Source organism: Streptococcus sp. 11273D007BT (assembly GCF_053547195.1).
Map to the genome: position 1 here is coordinate 701173 of NZ_JBPWPE010000001.1, position 12811 is coordinate 713983.

Sequence of the window (12811 nt, forward strand, 5' to 3'; positions counted from 1 at the left end):
AAGAGGAGAATAATATGAAAAAACTATTTATTATTGGAAATGGGTTTGATCTGGCACATGGATTAAAATCAGACTATCTATATTTTAAAAAGTTTGTTTATGAAAAAGCATTTGGTGAAAATCAAATTTTATCCTCCTTAGACGATACAAAACAAATTGAAAAATTTTTCTTGGAAGAAGATGAACAAATCGAAACTGAATTGGATAGTATTGATTTGCCAACTTCGTCTAACTTTGAGTATTCAATGGATAATAATTTTTATCGCTATTTCTACCAAATGCTATTAAAGTTATCCAAGATAGAAGAATTTTGGCGAGATTTTGAAAAGGCACTGGTTAATATTGGAGGGTTATCAGTCGATACCTACCCATCAAATCCTGATTTTGCTCCACATATAGCGGAAGATACTGCAGAAAACATCAGGGAGTTTATATCTTATGCGATTCCACAGTTATTAAGAGAGTGGATTTCTAATGTTTATCAGGATTGGGAAAAAGAGTTAGAAGATAGAACAATTACAAAGCATATTTCAAAAGATACGATTATGCTTTCAAAGGATGCCTACTTCTTGACTTTTAACTATACACTTGTTTTGGAAGATTATTATGGTATTTCTTCAAAACAAATTTGCCATATTCATGGCGAGTTATATAAACCAGAGCTTTTAATGGGGCATGGTGATTACTATTCGAAGTTACATGAGGACCCAACTTCAACTCCATACTATTTAGATGGGGCTGTTGAAGCAACTAGGAAACCTGTTCAAAAGCAATTGCAAAGACACGCTGAGTTTTTTGATGGCTTGAAAGATGTTAAAGAACTCTATGTAATTGGTTTTAACTTGACCGATAGTCATACAGTGGATAGACCGTACTTTGAGGAAATATTTAAACGAGTACCTCAGGTGGACATTTTCATCGATAACTACAAATATAGCGAAGAAAAGGAACGTAATATCAAACGAACTTTACAATCTTGGGGTGCTAAAAAAGCCCATCAATTGAGGTTTATTGATACAGATACAAATACAGTAGTGTAAAGGAGAAAATATGACAGCAAAACACAAAATCCCCACCTACCGTTTTAAAGGCTATGACGGAATGTGGGAGGAGAAGAAGCTGGGGGAGGTTTCGGACTATTACAACGGGAATGCTTATGAAGAGTTTGTTAACTCAAAAGGTCCTTTCCAGTTAGTAACGTTAAAGTCTGTTGATATGGATGGAAATCTAATCTCATCTGGAAAGTTTATTGATGGAAATTTTCCAACATTGAATCATGGTACATTAGTAATGATTCTAAGTGAACAGTCACCTGGATTGTTGGGTATGACGTCTATTATTCCAAATGATAATAGATTTATATTAAATCAACGTGTCGCTGAAATACGACCATCTAAGAATGTTAATAGCCAATTTCTTTCAAAAGCAATAAATCTTCATCAAAGGTATTTTGGGAAACACGGTGCCGGTACAAAAGTACAAAACATTAGCAAAAGAAGCGTTACAAATTTTAAACTCTCCCTCCCCACCCTCCCCGAACAAGAAGCCATCGGCACCTTCTTCTCCATCCTCGACCGTCAAATCACCCTTCATCAGCGTAAATTGGACACGCTCAAGGAGCAGAAGAAGACCTATCTCAAACTCCTCTTTCCAGCCAAGGGACAAACCAAACCAGCCCTCCGCTTCCAAGGCTTTGAAGACGACTGGGAAGAAGTGAAGTTAAGTGCGGTGATTTCAAAGGAAATTAAAGGCAAAGCAAAATCTGAAATGCAAGGTAGTGCCGAAGTTTATTTGGAAACTGAGTATTTGAATGGGGGAACTAAATCGTTTGTTGACTGTGAAAAAGACGTGGAGGAGGATGATATATTAATTCTTTGGGATGGTTCCCAAGCGGGAATGGTGTATCACGGCTTTTCAGGGGCTTTAGGATCGACATTGAAGGCTTACCGCCCAAAAGAATCAGGTAAATTCATTTATTATCAACTAGTTTCACAACAAAATTTAATTTTTAAAAAGTATAGAACACCCAATATACCTCATGTAATTAAAACTTTTACAGATGAATTTCGAATTTTTTATTCCACCCTCCCCGAACAGGAAGCAATCGGCACTTTCTTCCAAACCCTCGACCAAGAGATTGCTCAGGTGGAGGACAAGCTGGCTAGCTTGAAAGAGATGAAAAAGACCTTACTCCGTAAATTATTTGTGTAGCTCAAATTGTCTGGGAGATAGTTTGAGACTGGAGATAAAGCGAACCGAGTTCTCTCTCCCATTGTATTTCTTGACGAACGGTTGTTATTCTGATAGAATGAGCATAGAAAAAGAGTTGGACGGCAATCCAACTCTCAGTAGAACCGTTTAAGACGGTGGCTCATATTTACAGAAATAATCCGTTCAACTTGCCGAAAGTGGGGACGGATTATTTTTTGTTTTCATCAGATGTTTCACTCCCCCTAAGTCACCATATAAAATTCTTGATTAACTGACGATATTTTGTTAAAATAAGCATAGAAAAAGAGTTGGACGGCAATCCAACTCCTAGTAGAGCCATTTCGGTGGTTCACAATGTTTGTTTTATATTAAAATAAAATCGTCAGTGTCCCAAAATATTGACGGTTTTATTTTTTGTCTGCGAATGATTTATAGATGATAATGACTAAATTGATGAGATTTAAGATAAATCCACCGAAGGCAATCATTACCATCAAAACATCAGTTAGAGACATTTGTTCCCCCTTTCTGTAAGATTTTGGACTTATTTCCATAAGCACCACCTCCAGTTAGAAAGTTGGAACCACCGTCATATTTCTCTACTTATCTAGTATACCATATCTTTAGAAAGAATCACAGACATGAACAATTCAAACAACTCACAATCCCTTTACCAGTCCCTTTGGAATGCGGCGGATATTCTCCGTGGCAAGATGGACGCTAACGAATACAAGTCCTACCTTTTGGGCTTGATTTTCTACAAATACCTATCAGATAAATTGCTTTTGGCAGTGTGTGACAACCTTGATGAATCCTTTGATAGTTTGTCACAGGCTCAAGCGCTCTATGAAGAAAATTTTGCGGATCCAGATGTTAAGGAAGATTTGCTAGATGTCCTTGATGATGAGCTAGGTTACTTTATCGAGCCTGGTCTGACCTTTACAGCCTTGGTCGCAAAAGTCCACACCAGCAACTTCCAGTTGGAAGATTTGGCACAGGGCTTCCGTGACATTGAGCAGTCTAACGAGATTTTTGAAAACCTGTTTGAAGACATCGACCTCTACTCTAAAAAGCTAGGTCCAACACCACAAAAGCAGAATCAGGTCATTTCAGCCCTCATCAAAGAACTTCATGAACTCAACCTCAGTAACCATGATGGAGATGTTTTGGGAGATGCCTATGAATACCTGATTGGTCAGTTTGCTAGCGACTCTGGTAAGAAAGCAGGGGAGTTCTATACACCTCAAGCCGTTTCCCACCTCATGACCCAGATTGTCTTTCTTGGACGGGAACATCAAAAGGGCATGACCCTCTATGACCCAACCATGGGATCAGGTTCCCTCCTTCTTAACGCCAAACGTTACAGCAAAGAGGCTTCGACCGTTTCCTACTTCGGTCAGGAGATTAACACCTCGACTTACAACCTGGCCCGCATGAACATGATGCTCCATGGGGTTGCTATTGAGAACCAAAAACTTCATGTTGGCGATACCCTTGATGCGGACTGGCCAACGACTGAGCCGACAGACTTTGACGGGGTACTCATGAACCCACCTTATTCTCAGAAGTGGAGTGGGGATGCTGGTTTCTTGCAAGACGCACGTTTCTCCAGCTATGGTGTTCTGGCACCCAAGTCCAAGGCTGACTTCGCCTTCCTTCTTCATGGTTTCTACCACCTCAAGCATTCAGGCGTCATGGCCATTGTTCTCCCTCACGGGGTTCTCTTTAGGGGAAATGCAGAGCAGAAAATCCGTCAGCATCTCCTAGAAGAAGGAGCCATTGACACCGTGATTGGACTGCCAGCCAACATCTTTTATAATACCTCCATTCCAACCACAGTCATCATTCTCAAGAAAAACCGCACCAGCAAAGACGTCCTCTTTATTGATGCATCTAAAGAATTTGACAAGGGCAAAAACCAAAATATCATGACCGATGACCATATCGCTAAGATTTTGAAAGCCTATCAAGACCGGCAAGATGTGGACAAGTTTGCCCACCTAGCTAGCTTTGAGGAGATTGTGGAAAACGACTACAACCTCAACATCCCTCGCTATGTCGATACCTTTGAGGAAGAGCCTGTCATTCCACTGACTGAGCTTGCGGACAAGCTGGCCCAGACCGATAAGGAAATCGCAGCAACCACAGCCCAACTTGAAGCTATGCTTGGTCAGCTAGTCGGTACCACACCAGAAGCACAAGCAGAGCTGACAGCCTTTTTGGATAAAATCAGATAATCAAAAAAACGAGTTTGGATTTTCCAAGCTCGTTTTTGGGTAGGATTAAAGTCCGATGGTGTAGTCGTCATCTTGCATGGCTTCAACACTACCAAGCAGATAACCATTTCCAACTTGTGAGAAGAAGTCGTGGTTAGACGTTCCTGTTGAGATACCATTCATGACGATAGGGTTAACATCGTCTGCTGTATCAGGAAAGAGAGGATCTTGTCCAAGGTTCATCAAAGCCTTATTGGCATTGTAGCGAAGGAAGGTCTTAACCTCCTCGGTCCATCCAACAGGATCATAAAGCAGTTCAGTGTAAGTTTCTTCATTTTCATAAAGCTCATAAAGCAGATCATACATCCAGTCACGGAGTTTATCTTGTTCTTCCTCACTAAGCTCATTAAAACCAAGCTGGAACTTGTAGCCGATATAAGTTCCATGTACAGACTCATCACGGATAATCAACTTAATAATCTCAGCAACATTGGCTAATTTATTATTTCCAAGATAGTAAAGTGGTGTGAAAAAGCCAGAGTAAAAGAGGAAGGTTTCTAGGAAAACAGAAGCCACCTTGCGCTCAAGAGCGGTACCATTACGGTAAATCTCAGTAACGATGCGGGCTTTCTTTTGGAGAAACTCATTTTCTTCTACCCATGCAAAAATAGCTTCAATCTCAGACTTAGTGTTAAGAGTTGAAAAGATAGAAGAGTAGGATTTGGCATGGACAGACTCCATGAATTCAATGTTGTTTAAGACAGCTTCCTCGTGTGGGGTACGGACATCTTTTTTGAGTTGGCTCATGCCCACCTCTGATTGCATGGTATCAAGTAGGGTCAGACCACCAAAGACCTTTCCTACCAAGTCTTTTTCCACATCAGAGAGCTTGCGCCAATCATCAAGGTCGTTTGACAATGGGATGCGGGTATCTAACCAAAACTGTTCCGTCAACTTTTCCCAAGTGGACTTATCAACAGCATCCTCGATTTCATTCCAGTTTATGGCTTTATAGTAGGTCATGAAGAACTCCTTATTGTTTGATCTTAATTGAAATATTATACCATATTTTAGGTAAAATTGCTTTTGAAAATCATCTTCTCTCAAAGCAAAATGAGAGGAGGCTAAGGGCAAATACCCCACCTCCTCTGTAGCGTTATAGCTTGTTTATCTTTTTAATACCTTTTAATGTGGCAGAAGTGCCCGATCTTTTTAGATTTTTAAACGGGCTTAGTATCTTTTTAATTGAACTCGCCCTAAAATCCTTGTGAAAATGTTGTACTTTCTTGTGTCTTGCGACCCTGCGTAAGTCTCCCATTTTCCTACGGATTTTTAAACGGGCTTAGTATCTTTTTGAATCGAACTTTTGTTACAAGACTGGACAAAAATGATTACTTTCCTTGAGTATGAGATACTCTACGTCAAGTTCCTATTTTTGTCAGGTCTTGCTTAACACAAAAGTATCTTGTTAATTGAACTTCGAGCGAAAGTCTGTGAGAAAATGATAGCTTTTCCTTGGACCTGCCTGTCCGTCGTCAAATCTCCTATTTTCTCTTTGACTTTTTTGCTCTTAGTATCTTATTTTTTAAATTACGCAACTTTCACATTGGTTTGAGCCGACTTCTGCACCGTCATCGGTATAGGTGCGGACGTAGTAGATGGATTTGATACCTTTGTTGAAGGCGTAGTTACGAAGGATAGAGAGGTCACGGGTAGTTTGCTTACTTTCTGTTTTCCACTCGTACAGTCCTTCTGGAATTTCGCTACGCATAAAGAGGGTCATGGATAAACCTTGATCCACATGTTCTGTTGCAGCGGCGTAAACATCAATGACCTTACGCATGTCCATGTCATAAGCAGAGGTATAGTAAGGGATGGTATCTGTTGATAAGCCGTTAGCAGGATAGTAGATTTTACCGATTTTTTTCTCTTGACGCTCTTCGATGCGTTGAGTGATAGGGTGGATCGAAGCAGAGCAGTCATTGATATATGAGATAGAACCATTTGGTGCGACAGCAAGACGGTTTTGGTGGTAAAGTCCATCTTTCATGACAGCTTGGCGCAAGGCTTCCCAATCTTCTGCTTGAGGGATAAAGTGCCCTTCAAAAAGTTCTTTAACACGGTCTGATTGCGGTGTAAAGCGACCAGTCACATACTTATCAAAGTAAGTTCCATCTGCGTATTTTGAGTTTTCAAAATTATGGAAAGTAACACCACGTTCACGCGCAATGTTGTTAGACTCAACCAATGTCCAATAATTCATGAGCATAAAGTAGATATCAGTAAATTCAACGGACTCAGGGCTTCCGTACTCGATATGACGTTTAGCCAAGTAAGAGTGAAGTCCCATCGCCCCTAACCCAAAGGTATGCGCTTGAGCATTACCATTTTTGATACTTGGGACAGCATCAATACTTGAGTTATCTGTAACAAAAGTAAGGGCGCGTGTCATGGTACGGATAGATTTCCCGAAATCAGGTGAGGTCATCATGTTCAAGACATTAGTTGACCCTAAATTACATGAAATATCGGTTCCCATTTGTAAAAACTCTTGCTGGTCATTGATGAGACTCGGAGTTTGGACTTGAAGGATTTCTGAGCAAAGGTTACTCATCACGATGCGGCCATCAATAGGATTTGATTGGTTAGCTGTATCGATATTGATGACATAAGGATAACCTGACTCTTGTTGGAGTTTTGAAATTTCAGTTTCAAGTTCACGCGCATTGATCTTAGTTTTTGTAATCTTAGGATTAGCAACTAATTCATCGTACTTTTCCGTGATATTGATGTAGTTAAAAGGCACACCATATTCTTTTTCGATAGAGTATGGGCTAAAGAGGTACATGTCCTCATTTTGACGTGCTAATTCATAAAACTTATTTGGGATGGTTAGACCCAGTGAGAGAGTTTTTACGCGAATTTTCTCATCGGCATTCTCTTTTTTAGTGGAAAGAAATTGCATGATATCTGGATGGAAAACATCAAGATAAACCACACCAGCTCCCTGACGTTGGCCAAGCTGATTAGAATAAGAAAAGCTATCTTCAAAAAGCTTCATCACAGGAACGACACCAGAGGCAGCGCCAGCATAACCCTTGATAGGAGCACCAGCTTCGCGGAGGTTACTCAAAGAAATCCCCACTCCCCCACCGATACGCGACAATTGCAGAGCAGAGTTGATGGAGCGGCCAATAGAGTTCATATCATCTGTTACTTGAATCAAGAAGCAAGAAACCAACTCTCCACGACGGCTACGACCAGCATTTAGGAAACTAGGTGTCGCAGGTTGGTAACGTTGATGAATCATCTCTTTTGCCAAATCACGTGCCAACTCTTCATCACCATTTGCAAAGTAAAGGGCATTAAAGAGAACACGATCTTCAATACTTTCTAGGTATTCTTCACCATCATTAGTTTTAAGGGCATACTGTTGATAAAACTTGTAGGCAGCCATAAAAGATTGAAAACGAAAATCAAGTGAGTGGAGATAGCGTGAGAGCTCTTCGATAAACTCTGGACGATAATTTTGAATAAACTCCGATTCAATATAGTTTTCTTCAATTAGATAGGTGATTTTCTCAGTAATCGAATTAAATTTTTTAGAATAAGGTTTAACATTTTCAAGGAAAAAAGCACGAAGAGCTTCCTTGTCCTTATGGAGAGGGATTTGCCCATTGATTGGACGGTTGATTTCATTGTTTAGGCGGAAGTAAGAAACATCGCCGATAGATTTAAGACCCATGAGATAAGATTCCTTTTACTTTTTCAACATCTTCAGGTGTTCCGTTAAATTCAAATTCATATAAAACGGGAATACCATAAGTTTTGGCATAACGACGGGCAACATGACAAAATTCTGGTCCGAAATTTCGGTTACCAGATCCCATCAGTCCCCTCATATAGTGATGGTTGCTTTCAACAAAGCGATCAAGAAACTCTAGCCCATCTTCATAAGTAGGGGTGATAAGAATAAAGTCTTCATCTAAAAGAAGGGTTTCTTCTTGTCGTTTGATTTCAATGATTTGCTCTTGAGGTAAATTTAACTTTTTGACAAAACGCCTAGTCTGTCCCGTAAGAGAATAAAAAGCCAATTTCATTAGTTTAAAATTTCTTTTAATTTAGCAGGCTGAAAACCTGAAAAAACAACATCTCCTGCTTCAATGACAGGTGCAGAGGTGAAGCCTAGGCTTTTAACATACTCCACCTTGTCTGGCTGCTCATCAATATTGATTTCTTGGAAATCCGCTCCATTTTGCTCTAGAAATTTTTTAGTCATTTTGCATTGCATGCAATTATTTTTTGAAAATACTGTAATAGCAGCCATTTTTCGTCACTCCTATAAATTTTTATTATTCTTGCTAAAAAGCACCCTACTAGAATACCCAAAAATAGATAAAAAATCAAGTAGATAATTTGCTAATTACACTATATCTAGTACGGGATAAGAATAAATCCCACTAGATATAGTGTTTTATGCTGGTATAAATATTTTTTATAGCATTTGTTACTTTTTCTAACATCTTAGGTGATTTGTTAGTAGATATAACATCTTTTGTGGGGTATAATGGAGGTCAATTCTTAACAAAGGAGATGAATTATGAGGGATTATCAGTCGATTATTCAAGTTGATGGCAAAAAATATACATACATTGATTTGAAAAAAATTAGTCAAGACTACGGTGTAGAGCTTTATAGCCTTCCTTACACTATCCGTATTCTACTTGAAAGTTTATTCAGAAAATATGATGGTTTAGATGTGACAAAAACTCACTTAGAAAACCTTCTTTATTTTAATCCTCAGTCTCCAAAAGGTGAGGTTCCTTTTAAGCCTAGCCGAGTAATTCTGCAAGACTTTACGGGAGTTCCTGTTGTGGTGGATCTGGCAGCGATGCGACAAGCCGTGGTACAGCATGGAGGAAATCCAGACTTAATTAATCCAGAGATTCCAGTTGATTTAGTGATTGACCATAGTGTTCAAGTAGATGTAGCTGGATGTGAGTCAGCTCTGTCAGAAAATATTACTTTGGAATTCGAGCGAAATGATGAACGTTATGCTTTTTTGAAATGGGCAGAGCATTCTTTTGAAAATTATCGAGCAGTTCCTCCAGCCACAGGTATTATCCATCAAGTGAATATTGAGTATTTATCAGATGTCATTATTGAAAACGATGGTTTCCTCTACCCTGATTCCATGTTTGGAACAGATAGCCACACGACAATGATTAACGGTATCGGTGTACTTGGCTGGGGTGTTGGAGGGATTGAAGCAGAAGCTGCGATGCTTGGAGAGGCTTCTTACTTCCCAGTTCCAGAGGTGGTTGGGGTGCGTTTGATTGGTAAACTACCAAAGACAGCCACAGCAACAGATTTGGCCTTGAAAGTCACACAAGTTCTTCGTTCTGCCAATGTGGTTGGGAAATTTGTAGAGTATTTTGGCTCAGGATTAAAACACCTTAGTTTAGCTGATCGGGCTACCGTAGCCAATATGGCTCCAGAATATGGTGCAACCTGTGGCTATTTCCCAATTGATGATGAGACCTTGACCTACATGAGCTTAACTAATCGTAGTCAAGAGCAGGTTGAGCGAACTGAAACATATGCTAAAGTGAATGGTCTATTCTATGATGACAATACAGAAGCTCAATATAGTCAAGTGATTGAGATTGATTTATCTCTTATTGTTCCAAGTATTTCAGGACCTAAACGTCCTCAAGATTTAATCTCCTTGGATCAGGCAAAAACAGCCTTTGAAGATGCTCTAGTAAGAGAAGAAGGGGTGCAAGGCTTTGGATTGACCAAAGAAGAATTAGATAAAACAGCGACAGTTATCTACGATAATCACACAGAAACCATCAAAACAGGACATGTGGCTATTGCAGCGATTACCAGTTGCACCAATACCTCTAACCCTTATGTATTAATGGCGGCAGGTTTACTGGCTAAAAAAGCTGTTGAAAAAGGTCTGAGCGTATCAAAAACAGTGAAAACTTCCCTAGCACCAGGTTCTAAAGTGGTCACAGGGTATTTAAAAAATAGTGGTTTGCAAGCTTATTTAGACCAACTAGGTTTTCAAGTGGTGGGCTATGGCTGTACGACTTGTATTGGAAACTCAGGCCCTCTTAGCCCAGAGGTTTCAAAAGCTATTTTAGAAGAAGATTTGTTGGTCAGCGCAGTTTTATCAGGAAATCGAAACTTTGAAGGTCGTATTAACCCGCTGGTTAAGGCAAACTTTTTGGCAAGTCCTCCTTTAGTAGTCGCCTATGCTCTTGCTGGAACAACCCATATTGATTTGACGTCAGATCCTTTAGGGTTTGATGAAAAAGGCCAAGCGGTTTATTTAGTTGATATCATGCCAGATGAGAAAGAAGTTACAGCTTATATCGAAAAATATGTCACGCGTCAGCTTTTCCAAGAAGAATATGCTCAAGTTTTTACGGATAGTGAGAAGTGGAATGCCATTCCTGTGACCTCTAGTCCAACTTATGATTGGGATCAAGCTTCAACCTATATTCAAAATCCACCTTATTTTGAGACTTTAGATCAAGAAGTAAACCTAGCTCCTTTAAAAAATATGCGTGTTTTAGCCAAGTTTGGAGATACCGTCACCACGGACCATATCTCTCCAGCTGGAAATATTGCTAAGGGCAGTCCTGCAGCTACTTATCTTGAAGAGCATGGCGTAACCTATCAAGATTTTAATTCCTATGGTAGTCGTCGGGGAAATCATGAAGTGATGATGCGAGGGACTTTTGCCAATATTCGTATTAACAACCAGTTAGCAGAAGGGAAAATTGGTGGTTATACGCGATATAAGGGAGAGATGGTTTCGATTTACGATGCGGCTATGGCCTACAAAGAGAGTGATGTTCCTACATTAATTATTGCAGGACGTGACTATGGCATGGGGTCAAGTCGTGACTGGGCTGCAAAAGGCACCAGCCTTTTGGGAGTGAAGGCTGTTTTAGCTGAGAGCTTTGAGCGTATTCATCGGTCTAATTTGGTGATGATGGGAGTTCTTCCTCTTCAGTTTTTGGAGGGTCAATCTGCTGACAGCTTAGGTTTGACAGGTTTTGAGAGCTATGACATTATTTTGCCAGATACTCTAGAAGTAGGGGCTTTGGTAACGGTTTGTGCTAAAGATGACAAAGCTGAAAAAGTCTTTCAAGTTCGTTTACGTTTTGATGCGGATGCTGATATTCGTTACTATAAAAATGGTGGGATTTTACCAATGGTAGTCCGTAAAAAATTGAAGGGAGCAGGCTATGACGCAAGCTAATGGATTAAAAGATATGATTGCCTGTGATACAAGGATTAGCTCAATTGTTGATGACCGCTTATCGTATGCGGGTTATAGTATCTCAGAATTGATGGACAATAATGCCAGTTTTGAAGAAGTCATTTATCTTTTGTGGAATTTACATCTGCCAACACAAATTGAGCTGAAACATTTTGAAAAAGAACTGCGTGCCAACTATGCGATTAGCGATGCAGTGGAGCAGTGTATCTTGATTCAATCACGTCAACACCTTCATCCGATGAGTGTCCTTCGCTCAACTGTGAGTCTTTTGGGGGTTTATAATATTAAGGCTGAGGAGAATGGTGTTGAAGCAACCTATGAACAAAGTATTCAGTTGATGGCTAAGATTCCAACTATTATTGCCACTTTTGCCAGATTACGTCGGGGAGAGATTCCGATTGCTCCTAGAGAGGATCTTGGGCTTGCAGCGAACTTTCTTTATATGTTAAACGGGAAAGAACCAAGTGAGCTAGAAGTTTTAGCAATGAATCGGGCTCTAGTCCTTCATGCTGACCATGAATTGAATGCATCAACCTTTACAGCGCGTGTTTGTGCTTCTACTCTGACGGATATTTATTCTTGTGTTACGGCGGCTATTGGTGCTTTAAAAGGACCTCTACATGGTGGTGCTAATGAGCGTGTTTTTGAAATGTTAAAAGAAATTCGCGACCAAGGAAGTACAGAAAATTATCTGAAAGAAAAGTTGGATTCTCACGAAAAAATCATGGGCTTTGGCCATCGTGTTTATAAAACTCAGGATCCTAGAGAACCTTATCTTCGTCAAATGGCTAAGGAACTAACAGAAGGGACAGATGAAGCGATTTGGTATGATTTGTCTCGTGAAGTTGAAGATTATATGAAAAACAGCAAAGGCCTAATTCCTAATGTCGATTTTTATTCGGCGACGGTCTATCATGTGTTAGGGATTGATAGTTCTATTTTTACTTTGATTTTTGCCATGAGTCGAGTTTCAGGTTGGATTGCACATATTCAAGAGCAAAAGAAAAATAATAAGCTGATCAGGCCACGTTCTAATTATTTAGGACAAGAAAATCTTGAGTATATTCCAATTGGAAGGAGATAA

10 protein-coding genes are annotated in these 12811 nt (G+C 39.8%); 5 read left to right on the top strand and 5 right to left on the bottom strand.

The annotated features are described in order from the left end of the window. Positions 1-14: 14 nt before the first annotated feature. Both ACEE75_RS03690 and ACEE75_RS03695 read left to right on the top strand, forming a co-directional pair. A complete protein-coding gene (locus ACEE75_RS03690) occupies positions 15-1040 on the top strand; it encodes an AbiH family protein (RefSeq protein WP_449164735.1) in 1026 nt (341 codons plus the stop codon). A gap of 10 nt (positions 1041-1050) precedes the next feature. Further along, positions 1051-2211, top strand: coding sequence for a restriction endonuclease subunit S (locus ACEE75_RS03695; RefSeq protein ID WP_449164734.1), 1161 nt, complete (start codon positions 1051-1053; stop codon positions 2209-2211). Positions 2212-2618: 407 nt separating this feature from the next. Here the strand turns inward: ACEE75_RS03695 and ACEE75_RS03700 are convergent, their stop codons facing one another. Then, complete coding sequence (locus tag ACEE75_RS03700; protein ID WP_079269967.1) at positions 2619-2765, bottom strand: putative holin-like toxin; 147 nt, start codon at positions 2763-2765, stop codon at positions 2619-2621. An 87-nt stretch (positions 2766-2852) separates the two neighbouring features. On the opposite strand from ACEE75_RS03700, the gene ACEE75_RS03705 reads away from it, so the two are divergent. Continuing rightward, positions 2853-4448 carry a type I restriction-modification system subunit M gene (locus ACEE75_RS03705; RefSeq protein ID WP_449164733.1) on the top strand — a complete coding sequence of 532 codons (1596 nt, stop codon included), beginning with the start codon at positions 2853-2855 and terminating at the stop codon, positions 4446-4448. Positions 4449-4493: 45 nt separating this feature from the next. On the opposite strand, the gene nrdF is transcribed toward ACEE75_RS03705, so the two are convergent. The 4 genes from nrdF to nrdH form a co-directional block, all read right to left on the bottom strand. Continuing rightward, positions 4494-5450: a class 1b ribonucleoside-diphosphate reductase subunit beta gene (gene nrdF, locus ACEE75_RS03710; RefSeq protein ID WP_447574403.1), complete on the bottom strand. Its 957-nt coding sequence runs from the start codon at positions 5448-5450 to the stop codon at positions 4494-4496. Positions 5451-6012: 562 nt separating this feature from the next. Next, entirely contained in the window at positions 6013-8172 is a 2160-nt protein-coding gene (nrdE, locus tag ACEE75_RS03715) for a class 1b ribonucleoside-diphosphate reductase subunit alpha (protein WP_447574404.1), read from the bottom strand. After that, positions 8162-8527 carry a class Ib ribonucleoside-diphosphate reductase assembly flavoprotein NrdI gene (gene nrdI / locus ACEE75_RS03720; protein WP_354367302.1) on the bottom strand — a complete coding sequence of 122 codons (366 nt, stop codon included), beginning with the start codon at positions 8525-8527 and terminating at the stop codon, positions 8162-8164. The genes nrdE and nrdI overlap by 11 nt, the downstream gene beginning before the upstream one ends. Beyond that, positions 8527-8754, bottom strand: a complete 228-nt coding sequence (gene nrdH, locus ACEE75_RS03725; protein ID WP_447574405.1) for a glutaredoxin-like protein NrdH — start codon at positions 8752-8754, stop codon at positions 8527-8529. The genes nrdI and nrdH overlap by 1 nt, the downstream gene beginning before the upstream one ends. Before the next feature lie 273 nt (positions 8755-9027). Between nrdH and acnA the strand changes: the two genes are divergently transcribed. Together acnA and ACEE75_RS03735 are read left to right on the top strand one after the other, a co-directional pair. Continuing rightward, positions 9028-11706: an aconitate hydratase AcnA gene (gene acnA, locus ACEE75_RS03730; protein WP_447574406.1), complete on the top strand. Its 2679-nt coding sequence runs from the start codon at positions 9028-9030 to the stop codon at positions 11704-11706. Beyond that, on the top strand, positions 11693-12811 hold the full coding sequence (locus ACEE75_RS03735; protein WP_447574407.1) for a citrate synthase: 1119 nt from the start codon (positions 11693-11695) through the stop codon (positions 12809-12811). The genes acnA and ACEE75_RS03735 overlap by 14 nt, the downstream gene beginning before the upstream one ends.